13 protein-coding genes are annotated in these 12,786 nt (G+C 65.7%); 12 read left to right on the top strand and 1 reads right to left on the bottom strand.

Annotated elements, in window-relative coordinates; genetic code table 11:
* The first annotated feature begins 24 nt into the window (after positions 1 to 24).
* The 8 genes from A3M7_RS0120830 to A3M7_RS0120795 are packed head-to-tail and all read left to right on the top strand — an operon-like array spanning position 25 to position 7,811.
* Positions 25 to 852, top strand: a complete 828-nt coding sequence (locus A3M7_RS0120830; RefSeq protein ID WP_027545632.1) for an ABC transporter substrate-binding protein — start codon at positions 25 to 27, stop codon at positions 850 to 852.
* Complete coding sequence (locus A3M7_RS0120825; RefSeq protein ID WP_027545631.1) at positions 849 to 1,706, top strand: amino acid ABC transporter permease; 858 nt, start codon at positions 849 to 851, stop codon at positions 1,704 to 1,706. The genes A3M7_RS0120830 and A3M7_RS0120825 overlap by 4 nt, the downstream gene beginning before the upstream one ends.
* On the top strand, positions 1,703 to 2,467 hold the full coding sequence (locus A3M7_RS0120820) for an amino acid ABC transporter ATP-binding protein (protein WP_027545630.1): 765 nt from the start codon (positions 1,703 to 1,705) through the stop codon (positions 2,465 to 2,467). The genes A3M7_RS0120825 and A3M7_RS0120820 overlap by 4 nt, the downstream gene beginning before the upstream one ends.
* A gap of 16 nt (positions 2,468 to 2,483) precedes the next feature.
* A complete protein-coding gene (locus A3M7_RS0120815) occupies positions 2,484 to 3,299 on the top strand; it encodes an ABC transporter substrate-binding protein (protein WP_027545629.1) in 816 nt (271 codons plus the stop codon).
* The gene (locus A3M7_RS0120810; protein ID WP_027545628.1) at positions 3,286 to 4,170 is read left to right on the top strand and encodes a polysaccharide deacetylase; all 885 of its coding nucleotides are present in this window, start codon (positions 3,286 to 3,288) and stop codon (positions 4,168 to 4,170) included. The genes A3M7_RS0120815 and A3M7_RS0120810 overlap by 14 nt, the downstream gene beginning before the upstream one ends.
* Before the next feature lie 8 nt (positions 4,171 to 4,178).
* Positions 4,179 to 4,835: an aspartate/glutamate racemase family protein gene (locus A3M7_RS0120805; protein WP_027545627.1), complete on the top strand. Its 657-nt coding sequence runs from the start codon at positions 4,179 to 4,181 to the stop codon at positions 4,833 to 4,835.
* A gap of 22 nt (positions 4,836 to 4,857) precedes the next feature.
* On the top strand, positions 4,858 to 6,441 hold the full coding sequence (locus tag A3M7_RS0120800) for an ABC transporter substrate-binding protein (RefSeq protein WP_027545626.1): 1,584 nt from the start codon (positions 4,858 to 4,860) through the stop codon (positions 6,439 to 6,441).
* Positions 6,438 to 7,811, top strand: a complete 1,374-nt coding sequence (locus tag A3M7_RS0120795; RefSeq protein ID WP_027545625.1) for an amidohydrolase family protein — start codon at positions 6,438 to 6,440, stop codon at positions 7,809 to 7,811. Before A3M7_RS0120800 ends, A3M7_RS0120795 begins: the two co-directional genes overlap by 4 nt.
* A gap of 8 nt (positions 7,812 to 7,819) precedes the next feature.
* On the opposite strand, the gene A3M7_RS0120790 is transcribed toward A3M7_RS0120795, so the two are convergent.
* A complete protein-coding gene (locus tag A3M7_RS0120790; RefSeq protein ID WP_027545624.1) occupies positions 7,820 to 8,719 on the bottom strand; it encodes a LysR substrate-binding domain-containing protein in 900 nt (299 codons plus the stop codon).
* A gap of 272 nt (positions 8,720 to 8,991) precedes the next feature.
* Between A3M7_RS0120790 and A3M7_RS0120785 the strand changes: the two genes are divergently transcribed.
* The 4 genes from A3M7_RS0120785 to A3M7_RS0120770 are packed head-to-tail and all read left to right on the top strand — an operon-like array spanning position 8,992 to position 12,786.
* Positions 8,992 to 10,026, top strand: coding sequence for an ABC transporter substrate-binding protein (locus A3M7_RS0120785; RefSeq protein WP_027545623.1), 1,035 nt, complete (start codon positions 8,992 to 8,994; stop codon positions 10,024 to 10,026).
* A 23-nt stretch (positions 10,027 to 10,049) separates the two neighbouring features.
* Positions 10,050 to 11,087, top strand: coding sequence for an ABC transporter ATP-binding protein (locus A3M7_RS0120780; RefSeq protein WP_027545622.1), 1,038 nt, complete (start codon positions 10,050 to 10,052; stop codon positions 11,085 to 11,087).
* Positions 11,084 to 11,983, top strand: coding sequence for an ABC transporter permease (locus tag A3M7_RS0120775; protein ID WP_011089930.1), 900 nt, complete (start codon positions 11,084 to 11,086; stop codon positions 11,981 to 11,983). The genes A3M7_RS0120780 and A3M7_RS0120775 overlap by 4 nt, the downstream gene beginning before the upstream one ends.
* A complete protein-coding gene (locus A3M7_RS0120770; RefSeq protein ID WP_011089929.1) occupies positions 11,980 to 12,786 on the top strand; it encodes an ABC transporter permease in 807 nt (268 codons plus the stop codon). Before A3M7_RS0120775 ends, A3M7_RS0120770 begins: the two co-directional genes overlap by 4 nt.

Raw genomic sequence — 12,786 nt, 5'->3', positions numbered from 1 at the left:
GCAAAGGAAAAGATTGGAGCTGACATGACACGCCTCTCGCTTTCTCTCGGCCTTGCCGCACTGGCCGCAGTCGCTTCCGCGCAAGCCGCCGAACTGCCGGCGGAGATCAAGCAGGCGGGCGCGCTGAAGCTCACGGTCAACTCGACCTACGCGCCGATGGAATATCGCGATCCCGCGACCAACGAGCTCGTCGGACTCGATATCGATCTCGCCAACGAGCTTGCCAAGCGGCTCGGCGGCCTCAAGATCGTCTGGAGCGAGACGCCGTTCGCCGAGCTGATCCCGTCGCTCCAGACCAGGCGCGCGGATTTCATCATCTCCGGCATCTCGGACCGCGCCTCGCGGCGCGAGACCGCCGATTTCGTCGATTATCTCGCGACCGGCCCGCAGTTCTTCGTGATGGCGGAGAGCGAGGCGAAGGCGGCGACCGATCTCTGCGGCAAGAAGGTCGGCACCACGCGCAGCACAAGCTTCCCGGTCGAGATCGAGAAGTGGAGCAAGCAGAATTGCGAGGCGGCCGGCAAGCCCGCGATCCAGTACGTGCCGGGCGAGAACTCGATCGACGTCCGCAACCAGCTCAAGCAGGGCCGCATCGACGCCGCCGTGCAGGGCAGCGAGACGCTGCCTTATGCGCAGACACAAGAGCCCGGCAAATACCGCATTGTCGGCGAGGCCTTCGCCAAGGGCTATCAAGGCATCATGTTCCGCAAGGACGATTCGGCCCTGCGCGAGGTGGTGACCGAGAAGCTCACCGCAATGATCGCCGACGGCGCCTACAAGGCCATTCTCGACAAATGGGGCCTTGGCGCGAATGCGGTCGCCCAGCCCATGCTGAACGCGGCGCCGCAATGAGGCCGGCTCCGGCACTCGCGGAGGGTTTCCCTGATCTGTCGGGGATGCGGATCGCGCGCGAGCCGCACTGGTTCCGCTGGTTCAGCGCGGCCCTGATCGTTCTCGTGCTGGCGGCGATTGCGCGCGCCTTTGCGAACGGTCAGATCGAATGGTCTTATGTCAGCCGTTTCCTGACGGTAAAGGTCATCCTCGAAGGCATCGTCAACACCATGGTGATGGCGGTGCTGGCGATGGCACTCGGCATCGTGCTCGGCATCGTGGTGGCGATCATGCGGCTGTCGCCCAATCCGGTGCTGAAGACGGTGGCCGCCGGCTACACCTGGCTGTTCCGCGGCACGCCGCTGATCCTGCAACTGCTGCTGTGGTTCAACCTCGCGCTGGTGTTTCCGACCATCGGCATTCCGGGCTTGTGGAGCGCGCGCGCCGTCGACGTCATGACGCCGTTTCTCGCCGCGCTGCTCGGACTCGGCATCAACCAGGGCGCCTACACTTCCGAAGTGATGCGCGCCGGCATGCTGTCGGTCGATATCGGGCAATATGAGGCGGCGCAGGCGATCGGCATGGGACGGCTGCGCGCGTTGCGGCGGATCGTGCTGCCGCAGGCGATGCGCGTGGTGATCCCGCCGCTCGGCAACGAGTTCATCGGCATGGTGAAGGCGACCTCGCTCGCGAGCGTCATCCAGTATCCGGAATTGCTGCACAACGCCGAGAATATCTACTACGCCAATTCCCGCGTCATCGAGCTGCTGATCGTCGCCGGGCTCTGGTACCTGCTCGTGGTCTCGATCCTGACCCCGCTCCAGATGCTGCTCGAACGCCGTTTTGCACGCGGCACATTGCGGCTTGCGCGATGACAAAACCTCTCGTCGCGATCCGCTCCGTCAGCAAGCATTTTGGAGAGTTCCAGGCTCTCAAAAGCGTCTCGCTCGACGTCTGGCCCGGCGAGGTGATGTGCCTGATCGGCGCTTCCGGCTCGGGCAAGACAACGCTGCTTCGCTGCATCAACCAGCTCGCCGCGATCGACAGTGGCGGCATCTGGCTCGACGGCGAGCTCCTGGGCGTGCGCGAGCAGAGCGGGCGGCTTCATAGGCTTAGCGAGCGCGAGATCGGGCGGCAGCGGCTGAAGACCGGCATGGTGTTCCAGCGTTTCAATCTGTTTCCGCACAAGACCGCGCTGGAGAACATCACCGAAGGCCCGACGCAGGTTCAGGGGCGCAAATCTGACGAGGTGCGCGCCGAGGCGCTCGAGCTGCTTCGTCGCGTCGGGCTTGCGGCCAAGGCCGATTCATATCCGGCGCAGCTCTCCGGCGGCCAGCAGCAGCGCGTGGCGATTGCGCGGGCGCTCGCCATGAAGCCGATGCTGATGCTGTTCGACGAGCCGACCAGCGCGCTCGATCCCGAGCTCGTCGGCGAGGTGCTTGCGGTGATGAAGGAGCTGGCGAAGAGCGGCATGACCATGATGGTGGTGACGCATGAGCTCGGCTTCGCGCGCGAGGTCGCCGACCGCGTCGTCTACATGGACCAGGGCGCGATCGTCGAGCAGGGCCGCGCCTCCGACGTGTTGGGTACGCCGCGCGAGGAGCGCACCAAGGCATTTCTTTCGGCAGTGATCTGACATTGGGGGTGTGGTGATGAAGAGGCTTTTGGTTGCGGCGGCGCTGGTTGGTGCAATGACCGTTTCGGCGTTGGCCATCGAGCTGCCGGCGGAGATCGTCAAGCGCGGCAGTCTCAAGGTGGCGCTGGTGCCGAACTATCCGCCGATGGAGTTCCGCGATCCCGCCACCAATGCGCTGTCCGGATTCGACGTCGATCTCGGCGAGGCGATCGGCCGCAAGCTCGGCGTCAAGATCGAATGGACCGAGACCAGCTTTGCCGAGTTCATGCCGTCGATTTCGACGGGGCGGGTGGATGCCATCCTGTCCGGCTTCACCGACTATGCGAGCCGGCACGAGATCGCGTCCTTCGTCGATTATCTGCGCAGCGGTCCAAAGTTCTTCGTACAGCAGTCCCGTGCGTCCGAGTTCAAGGACATGGCTGCGCTCTGCGGCAAGAAGGTCGGCGCCAGCCGCCGGACCATGTTTCCGGCCGAGATCGACAAGTGGAGCCAGAAGAACTGCGGCAGCAATCCGATCCAGTTCGTCGGCACGGACGGCTCGGCGGATGCGCGCACGCAGCTCAGGCAGGGCCGTATCGACGCCGCCGTGCAGGGCAACGAGACGCTGCCCTACCTGATGGACCTCGAGCCGGGCACTTATGCGCCGGTCGGCGAGCCGTTCGCTACGCAGTTCACGGGCATCGCCCTGCCGGTCAAGGAAAAGGCACTTCAGCAGGCCATTCTCGAGGCGGTCGATGCGCTGATCGCCGACGGCACGTATCGTACCCTGCTTGCCAAGTGGAAACTCAACGACAACGGATTAGAGAAGGCGACCATCAATGCTGGACAGTAAGGCACTCAAGAGCATTCCGCTCGTTCCGGCCAACACTGCGGATCCCGCGCCGGAATACCCCTGGCCCAAGCCGTACAAGTCGGCGATGTTCCTGTCGTTCGACGTGGACGCGGAGAGCGCGTGGACCAGCAAGGACGCCGTGCACGCGCAGCGGCTCATCACCATGAGCTATGGCGGCTACGAGGCCCGCGTCGGCACGCCGAAACTTCTGGAGCTGCTCGATCAGCTCGATCTCAAGGCCACCTTCTTCGTCACGGGTTGGTCGGTCGACGCGCATCCGGCGATGGCGGAGTCCATTCTCAAGGCCGGTCATGAGATCGGCCATCATGGCTATCACCATCTCTTGCCCGATCCCGGCGATCCCTGGATCGAGGAGGAGCTGGAGCGCGGCTTCGAGGCGCTGAAGCGCCGGCTCGGTGTCAAGCCGACCGGCTATCGCGCGCCATACGGCGAGTTCACCGAGGAGCTGCGCGTCGCGCTGGTGCGGCACGGCATCGTCTACACCTCCTCGTTCCGCGACGACGTCAGGCCCTACCGCCATCGCCTCGCCGACGGCAAGCCGGGCACGATCGAGCTGCCGGTGACCGCGAGTTATGACGACTGGATGCATGGCCTGTCCGCGCGCTTCAGCCCGCGCTCGATCTTCCCCAAGGAGCATGTGCTCTCGCTCTGGAAGGACGAGCTGGACGAGGTGCGCGACTGGGGCGCGATGGTGACGACGGTGCTGCATCCGCAATGCAGCGGCCGTCCGATGCGGCTGCGCCTGCTGCGCGAGTTCCTGACCTACGCGAAGTCCTGCCCGGATGTCTGGATCACGACCGGCAAGAAGATCGCGGAAAACTTCCTGCGCCACGAAGCCGGTAACCGCTGAGCCAAGCCATGACCCGCCGCCGCATCCTCGTCATCAACCCCAACTCCTCGGCGTCGGTGACGGCGGCGATCGACGACGCGGTCGCGCCGCTGCGGATCTCCGGCGGACCTGATATCGAGGTGGTCGGCCTTGCCGAGGGGCCGCCCGGCATCAGCTCGCAGCGCGATGCCGACAGCGTGGTCATGCCGCTGGTCAATCGCGTCGCGCGCGACGATGCGGATGCCTTCGTGCTCGCCTGCTTCAGCGATCCCGGCCTGCATGCGGTGCGCGAGGCCGCCGGCGGCCGTCCGGTGTTGGGCATCGCAGAATGCGGCATCTTTCGCGCGCTGATGCTCGGCGAGCGTTTCGGCGTCATCGCGCTGTCGCCGTCGAGCATCCGCCGCCAGCAGCGCATGGCGCGGGTGATGGGCGTCGACAGCCGCTATGCCGGAAGCTGGTCGGTCGGTGCGAGCGCGGCGGAGACGGCAGGCGCCGACATCCGCGGCCGGTTGATCGACGCCGGCCGCGCGCTGGTCACGCAGTGCCGCGCCGATGTCGTAGTGATGGGCTGCGCCGGCATGGCCTCGCATCGCACGGCGATTGCGGAGGCGATCGGCGTGCCCGTGGTCGAGCCGACGCAGCAGGCTGTTGCGGCCGCGATCGGCGCGGTCTTGTTGAATACGTAAGGTCCGTCAGGAGCCTCTTGTCATGCCCATCTCCCGCCGCTCGCTGCTCAAGGCCGCTGCCGCCATGCCGGCGCTTTCGCTACCGGGCATCGTCCGTGCTGAATCCCAGAGCACGCTGCGCTTCATCCCCGTGATCGACCTTGCCTTCGTCGATCCCATCTATTCGACCGCGCAGGTGTCGCGAAACCATGGCTTCATGGTCTACGACACGCTCTACGGCATGAGCTCCTCGCTCCAGGTCTCGCCGCAGATGCTGTCGGGCCATGTCATCTCCGGTGACGGGCTGCAGTGGGATCTCAGCTTGCGTGATGGCCTGTTCTGGCATGACGGCGAACGCGTGCTCGCCCGCGACTGCGTTGCGAGCATCCGCCGCTGGGCGGCGCGCGACGGCTTCGGCGGCGAGCTGATGGAGGCGACCGCCGAGCTCTCGGCCGCCGACGACCGCACCATCCGCTTTCGCCTCAAGCGTCCGTTCCCGCTGCTGCCGCAGGCGCTCGGCAAGGCCGCGATCAATGCCTGCTTCATGATGCCGGAGCGGCTGGCGAGCCAGGATCCGTTCAAGCCGCTGACCGAAGTCATCGGCAGCGGCCCGTTCCGCTATCTCGCCGACGAGCGCGTGCAGGGCGCGCGCAACGCCTACGCCAAGTTCGAGCGCTACCAGCCGCGCACAGACGGCAAGCCGGATTGGACGGCGGGACCGAAGATCGTGCATTACGACCGCGTGGTCTGGACCACGACGCCCGATGCCGGCACTGGCGTCGCCGCGCTCCAGACCGGCGAGCAGGACTGGCAGGAAACCACGCCGCACGATCTGTTGCCGGTGATCAAGGCGGCCGGCGACATCGACACGCGTATCCTCGATCCCAGAGGCTATGCCTGCATGCTGCGCCTCAATCACCTCCAGCCGCCGTTCGACAATCCCGCGATCCGCCGCGCGCTGCTGGGTGCGATCGACCAGTCCGCCTTCATGACCGCGGTCGCCGGCACCGATCCGGCCTTCCAGGTGTCGCCGATCGGCTACTTTGCGCCGGGGACGCCCATGGCGAGCGAGGTCGGTCTCGACGTGTTCCGCGGCCCGCGCGACTACGCCAAGGTGAAGGCGGATCTGAAGGCTGCCGGGTACAATGGCGAGAAGATCGTGCTGCTCGTCCCCACCAACTCGCTCGCGCAGAAGCCGCTCGGCGAGATCGCGGTCGACAGCTTGCGCAAGGCCGGCATGAACGTCGAATATGCCGGGCTCGATTTCGCCGTCGTGTTGCAGCGCCAGCTCAAGAAGGACCCGATCGGGCAGGGCGGCTGGAGTGCTGCGGTCGGCAACTGGCAGGGCATCGACTGGCTCAATCCGGCCGGCAACACCAACATCCGCGGCGAGGGCAAGGTCGCCGGCTGGTATGCGAGCGAGAAGATGGGGGCGCTGCGCAGCCAGTGGCTGGCGGCCTCCCAGCTTGCCGAGCAGCAGCGCATCTGCCGCGAGATCCAGGCGGTCGCGTTCGAGGAAATTCCCTATATTCCGATCGGCCTGTACAAGCAGCCGACCGCCTATCGCAAGGCCATCACCGGCATTCTCGACGGCACCGCCGTCTTCTGGAACGTACGCCCCGCATGAGCACGATCGCAATTTTCGGCAGCTATGTGCTGTCACGGAAAAACGGCGCGCAGGATGTGCTGCGCGACCATTGGGTCCTGGTCGAAGGCAAGAGGATCGCCGCAATCACGCGCGACAGGCCGAGCGCGGATCAAACCTACGACCGTCCCGGCCGCTTCGTGCTGCCAGGCCTGTTGAACCTGCACAACCACTGCTTCTCCGAAGCGGTGGCGCGCAGCCACAGCGAGGACGGCAACGGCCGCAAGAACAACCAGAGCATCGTCTACACGGTGCTGCTGCCGCTGACCAAACGCGGCGCCGATATCCTGTCGGCGGAGGAGCGCATGGCGGTCGCCCGGCTCGGCATCCTCCAGCTTCTGAAGGGCGGCGCCACCACGGTGATGGAGCCGTTCCGCAATTCGATCCCCGAGATGTTCGACGCGGCGGAAGAGATGGGCATCCGCTTCTACGGCGCGCCCTATCTGTTCTCGACGTCGGACGCCAAGGCGGGGCCGGACGGCGTCGTGCAATATTCCGGCGATGACGGCACCGCCGACATGGCGACCTGGGATGCGCTCTATCAACGCTGGAATAATCGCGGCGATGGCCGCATCAGCCTCGCGATGAGCCCGCACGCCACCGACACCTGCGGCCCCGATCTGCTCAAGGCCTGCGCGGCGCGGGCGCGCGAGCTCGGCGTTCCCATCACGACGCATATGGCGCAGAGCCGTGCCGAGGTCGAGACCATCGGCAAGCGCTATGGCGGCCGCACGCCGGCGCAATATCTGGACTGGCTCGGCCTGCTCGCGCCCGATCTCATGGCGGCGCATTGCATGTTCAGCACCGACGACGACCTCAAGCTGATGGCCGCGCGCGGCATGACCGTTCTGAATTGTCCGCGCGTGTTCGCGCGCGCCGGCGTCACCGCGGCGTTCAGCCGGTTTGCGGAGCACGGCGTGCGCACCGTGGTCGGCACCGACGGTTACAACATGGATCTGCTCGGCGAGCTCAATGCCGCCTCGCTGATCTCCAAGATCACGTCCCAGCGCGCCGATGTCGCCAATTCGCCGGAGCTGATCGAGGCGAACACGGCCGTGGCCGCCGACGTCATCAAGCGGCCGGACCTCGGCCGGATCGAGCCGGGCGCGACCGCCGACCTCACCGTGGTCGATCTGACCCATCCGCATCTCCAGCCGCTGTTCGACCCGCGCCGCGCGCTGATCGCGCTCGCCAACCGCGCCAACATCGATCAGGTCATGGTCGACGGCCGCGTGCTGGTCGATGCCGGCCGCTATCTCGGCGCTGACGAGGCTGCGATTACGGCGGCGGGCACGGCCGCGATCGGCAAGATCTGGGACCTGCCGGAGGCGCAGGCCGCGTTCAACGGCTGAGCGCCATTCTAATCCTCGAACTCCGCGAGCGACTTGCGCATGGTCTCGACCAGATCCAGCGCCACCGGCGAGGGACTGCGCTGCGCCGGAAAGACCGCGGAGAATTCGAAGTCGATGCGCGGCAGGAAGCGGCGCACGACGACGCCGCGGGTGGAGAATTCCTGCGCGGTGAACGGATCGCAGATGGCGACGCCAAGGCCTGACGACACCATGCCGCACATGATCTCCGACAGCGTGGTCTCGACCCTGAGCACGCGGCGGACATCGTGGCGATGGAACATCTGGTCGACCAGGTGCCGACTCGACGATCCCGCCGACAGCGAGATGAACGTCTCGCCCTCGAAATCGCGCGGCTCCAAGACTTCCTTCTCGGCGAGGCGATGACCGGTCGGCAGCACCGCGACGCGCGCCGGCGCTGGCAGCCTTTGGCTCGGCAGGCCGGAATGCGCGATCGGCACCTCGGCAAAGCCGACGTCGCACTGATTGTTCAGCACCCAGTCGACCACGATCGGCGAGATCACGCCGAAGAAGGCAAGGTTGAGGTTCGGCCGCTCCTTCAGAAAGTGACCGGTAAGCCGCGGCAGATAGCCGTTCGACAGCGCCGGCAGTGCTGCAATTCGCAATGAGCCGGTGCGGCGGCCGCGGATTTCTTCCGCCGCTGCGGTGATGCGTTCGAGTCCGACGAAGGAGCGCTCCACTTCGGTATAGAGCGCCATCGCCGCGGCGGTCGGCACGAGGCCGGTGCCGCGCCGCTCGAACAGCTCCATCTTCAACAGCGCCTGGAAGTCGCGCAGCAACCGGCTGACCGCCGGCTGCGTCACCACCATCAGCTTCGCTGCCTCGGTGACGCTGCCGGTCAGCATCGTCGCCCGGAAGGCCTCCACCTGCCGCGAATTGATCCGTACCATTCAGGATTCCATTCATAACATTTAGGCATGCAGAGGGTGCCATTATTCATTGGACGATGGAAGCTTGGGTTTGCGATCTTTTTCATCAGGACTGGAGACAGCCCGCTTTTTCGGCAGATTGGAGGGGTTCAACCCTCCAGATCGCGCCAAAATCCGCCGAACAGGGGCCGGAGCCCTGATCGGGGAGGGTTTGCGCGGAAGGAAATGCGGAAGGCGCTTCGGCCGGAGATTTGTCGGCACGTCACCTCATTCCGGTATGGAGATCGGACCACATGAAGACTCTTCGCCTTCTGACAGCGGTCAGCATCGCGGCGCTCGCCGCCGGCATTTCGGCCGCCTCGGCCCAGCAGAAAACGCTCTATGTCGCCGGTTACGGCGGCTCGTTCGAGAAGACCATCCGCGACGAGGTGATCCCGGCCTTCGAGAAGGAGAACGGTGTCAAGGTCGAGTACGTCGCCGGCAACTCCACCGACACTCTGGCCAAGCTCCAGGCGCAGAAGGGCAACCAGCAGATCGACGTCGCCATCGTCGATGACGGTCCGATGTACCAGGCGATCCAGCTCGGCTTCTGCGGCAAGCTCGACGGCTTGCCGGCCGATCTCTACGACACCGCCCGCTTCAAGGACGATCGCGCGGTGGCGATCGGCATCGTCGCGACCGGCCTGATGTACAACACCAAGGTGTTTGCGGAGAAAGGCTGGGCGCCGCCGACCTCGTGGAACGACCTGAAGGACACGAAATACGCCAAGCAGCTGGTCATCCCGCCGATCAACAACACCTACGGCCTCGAAGCGCTGGTGATGCTGTCGAAGATGAACGGCGGCGGCGAGACCAACGTCGATTCCGGCTTCAAGATCTTCAAGGAGCAGATCAATCCGAACGTGCTCGCCTATGAGCCGTCGCCGGGCAAGATGACCGAGCTGTTCCAGTCCGGTCAGGCCGTGATCGCGGTGTGGGGCACCGGCCGCGTGCAGAGCTTCGCCAACACCGGCTTCCCAGTCGACTTCGTCTATCCGAAGGAGGGTGCGGCGACACTGCTGACGACCGCCTGCCCGATCACGAAGCCGAACGCCTCGCCGCTCGCGGGCAGCTTCGTCAAGATGCTGCTCGATCCCAAGATCCAGCTCGTGATGCTCAAGGATTACGGCTATGGCCCGGTGCTGAAATCGCTGGTGATCCCGCCGGAGCTCGGCAAGATGGCGCCGATCGGCGAGCGCGCGGCGAAGCTCTATAATCCGGACTGGACGGTCATCAACGAGAAGCGCGAGGAGTGGACCAAGCGCTGGAATCGCGAGGTCGAACGCTGATCGTTCGCGGCGGAGACAGCGTCATGGCCTATCTCGAGCTCGATCGGGTCGCCAAGCAGTTCGGAGTGCAGACTGTGGTCGATGACTTCAGCCTGTCGGTGGGGAAGGGGGAGTTCATCTCCTTCCTCGGCCCGTCCGGCTGCGGCAAGACCACGACCCTGCAGATGATCGCGGGCTTCCTCGATCCCACGCGCGGCGCGATCCGGCTGGAGGGCAAGGACCTGACCGCGATCCATCCGGCCAAGCGCGGCCTCGGCATCGTGTTCCAGAGCTACGCGCTGTTTCCGCACATGACGGCGGCGGAGAACGTCGCCTTCGGCCTCGAGATGCGCAAGGTGCCGCGCGCTGAAAGGGCCGAGCGCGTCCGTGCCGCGCTCGCGATGGTCGGCCTTGCCGGCTACGAGGATCGTCATCCGCGCCGCATGTCCGGCGGCCAGCAGCAGCGTGTGGCGCTGGCGCGTGCGCTGGTGATCAAGCCGAGCGTGCTGCTGCTCGATGAGCCGCTGTCGAACCTCGATGCAAAACTGCGCGAGGAGATGCAGATCGAGCTGCGCCAGATCCAGCGCACCATCGGCACGACCACGATCCTGGTCACGCACGACCAGAACGAGGCGATGTCGCTGTCCGACCGCATCGTGGTGATGAGCCAGGGCAAGATCGAGCAGATCGGCACGCCGCAGGAGACCTATGAGCGGCCGGCCTCGGCCTTCGTCTCGCAATTCCTCGGCAAGACCAACGACTTTGCGGCGACGATCGACCGGACCGCGACGCCCGCGCGCGTGGTGGCGGGCTCCTGGAGCGCGCCGGCGCCGGCGGGCCTCAGTGGCCCCGTCACCGTCAGCATTCGCCCTGAAAGAATCGGTTTTGGCGACGCCGGCCTCGGCGCAAGGATCGTCACGCGCATTTTCCAGGGCAATCACTGGCTGTTCCAGTGCGACAGCGAATGCGGCCCGGCGATCGTGATCCGCCAGAATGACGGCAAGGCGCAGCCGGCCGAAGGCGAGACCGTTCGTCTCGCCTGGCGGCCTGAGGACATGAGCGTGCGCGGAGCTGCCGCATGAGCGCGGTCGCAGACACGGCTCCGCCGGGGGCCGCCGATGCGCGCATCGCACGCGCGCCATGGGTACTCTCCGCGCCCGCCTTGATGCTGTTCGTCGGCGTGCTGCTGATTCCGCTCGCGATGACCGTGATGCTGTCGTTCCACGATTGGGGCCAGTACAAGGGTATCGAGCCGGTCTTCATCCTCAAGAACTGGCACGAGATCGCGACCGATCCCTATTACGCCGAAATGTTCTGGCGGACGTTTCGCATCGCGATCCTGACGACGCTGCTCACCGCATTGTTGGGCGCGCCCGAGGCTTACATCCTCAACCGCATGAGCGGACGCTGGAAGAGCTTCTTCCTGCTCGTCATCCTCGGACCGCTGCTGATCTCGGTGGTGGCGCGCACGCTCGGCTGGGCGCTGCTGTTCGGCGGCAACAACGGGCTCGTCAACAAGCTCCTGATGTCGGCCGGGCTGATCCGTGCACCGATTCCCTTCATGTTCACCGAGACCGGCATGGTGATCGCACTGGCGCATGTGATGATGCCGTTCATGGTGCTGTCGGTGTGGGCCGCGCTTCAGCGGCTCGATCCGCAGATCGAGAACGCCGCGATGTCGCTTGGCGCAGGTCCAATCACCACTATTCGCCGCATCATCATGCCGCAGATCATGCCGGGCGTGCTGTCGGGCGCGATCATCGTGTTCTCGCTCTCGGCCAGCGCCTTTGCGACGCCCGCGATCATCGGCGGCCGCCGGCTCAAGGTCGCGGCGACGCTGGCCTATGACGAGTTCCTGAACACGCTGAACTGGCCGCTCGGTGCGGCGGTGGCCACGCTGCTGCTGGTTGCGCTGGTCTTGATCGTGGTTGGCAGCAACGCCCTGATCGAGCGGCGCTATGCGGAGGTGTTCCGATGAGACGGAACGGCCCGCTGGCGCTGATCTTCCACACCGTCTTCGTCATCGTCATGGTGGCGCCGATCCTGGTGGTCTGCCTCGTCGCCTTCACGCCGGAAGGCTTCCTGTCGCTGCCGACCAACGGCTTTTCGCTGCGCTGGTTCAGGACGATCGCGAACTATCCTGAATTCATCCACGCCTTCTGGGTCAGCCTCGGGCTCGGCGCGCTGTCGTCCTTGGTGGCGCTGTTGTTCGCGGTGCCCGCGGCGCTCGCGATCGCGCGCTATCGTTTCCGCGGCCGTGACGCGCTCGCAGCCCTCTTCCTGTCGCCGCTGATGATCCCGCATGTAGTGCTCGGTATCGCCTTCCTGCGCTTCTTTACCTCCGCTGGCCTCGGCGGCAGCTTTGCGGCGCTGATCATCGCGCATGTCATCATCGTGTTTCCGTTCGCGCTGCGGCTGACGCTGGCGGCCGCGACCGGCATGGACCTCTCGGTCGAGATGGCGGCGGTCTCGCTAGGGGCCGGCGGCTGGACGCTGTTCCGGCGCGTGACCTTGCCGCTGATCCTGCCCGGCGTCATCAGTGGCTGGGCGCTCGCCTTCATCCAGTCCTTCGACGATCTGACCATGACCGTCTTCCTCGCGGCGCCCGGCACCGAAACGTTGCCGGTGCGCATGTTCCTTTATATCCAGGACAACATCGATCCGCTGGTGACGTCGGTCTCGGCCTGCGTGATCGCGATCACCATGACCGCCCTCATTCTGCTCGACCGCTTCTACGGGCTCGACCGTGTGCTCGCCGGCAAGGGCGATACGGGACGATAG

The sequence above is a fragment of the Bradyrhizobium sp. WSM2254 genome (genome assembly GCF_000472645.1).
GTDB lineage: Bacteria > Pseudomonadota > Alphaproteobacteria > Rhizobiales > Xanthobacteraceae > Bradyrhizobium > Bradyrhizobium niftali.
The sequence above is the reverse complement of the archived record's forward strand: the minus strand, read 5'-3'. Positions and strand labels throughout refer to the sequence as shown.

Excerpts from the sequence above, each read along its gene's own strand:
- A3M7_RS0120830 (WP_027545632.1), top strand. The coding sequence starts at position 25 with ATGACACGCCTCTCGCTTTCTCTCGGCCTTGCCGCACTGGCCGCAGTC.
- A3M7_RS0120825 (WP_027545631.1), top strand. The coding sequence starts at position 849 with ATGAGGCCGGCTCCGGCACTCGCGGAGGGTTTCCCTGATCTGTCGGGG.
- A3M7_RS0120820 (WP_027545630.1), top strand. The coding sequence starts at position 1,703 with ATGACAAAACCTCTCGTCGCGATCCGCTCCGTCAGCAAGCATTTTGGA.
- A3M7_RS0120815 (WP_027545629.1), top strand. The coding sequence starts at position 2,484 with ATGAAGAGGCTTTTGGTTGCGGCGGCGCTGGTTGGTGCAATGACCGTT.
- A3M7_RS0120810 (WP_027545628.1), top strand. The coding sequence starts at position 3,286 with ATGCTGGACAGTAAGGCACTCAAGAGCATTCCGCTCGTTCCGGCCAAC.
- A3M7_RS0120805 (WP_027545627.1), top strand. The coding sequence starts at position 4,179 with ATGACCCGCCGCCGCATCCTCGTCATCAACCCCAACTCCTCGGCGTCG.
- A3M7_RS0120800 (WP_027545626.1), top strand. The coding sequence starts at position 4,858 with ATGCCCATCTCCCGCCGCTCGCTGCTCAAGGCCGCTGCCGCCATGCCG.
- A3M7_RS0120795 (WP_027545625.1), top strand. The coding sequence starts at position 6,438 with ATGAGCACGATCGCAATTTTCGGCAGCTATGTGCTGTCACGGAAAAAC.
- A3M7_RS0120790 (WP_027545624.1), bottom strand. The coding sequence starts at position 8,719 with ATGGTACGGATCAATTCGCGGCAGGTGGAGGCCTTCCGGGCGACGATG.
- A3M7_RS0120785 (WP_027545623.1), top strand. The coding sequence starts at position 8,992 with ATGAAGACTCTTCGCCTTCTGACAGCGGTCAGCATCGCGGCGCTCGCC.
- A3M7_RS0120780 (WP_027545622.1), top strand. The coding sequence starts at position 10,050 with ATGGCCTATCTCGAGCTCGATCGGGTCGCCAAGCAGTTCGGAGTGCAG.
- A3M7_RS0120775 (WP_011089930.1), top strand. The coding sequence starts at position 11,084 with ATGAGCGCGGTCGCAGACACGGCTCCGCCGGGGGCCGCCGATGCGCGC.
- A3M7_RS0120770 (WP_011089929.1), top strand. The coding sequence starts at position 11,980 with ATGAGACGGAACGGCCCGCTGGCGCTGATCTTCCACACCGTCTTCGTC.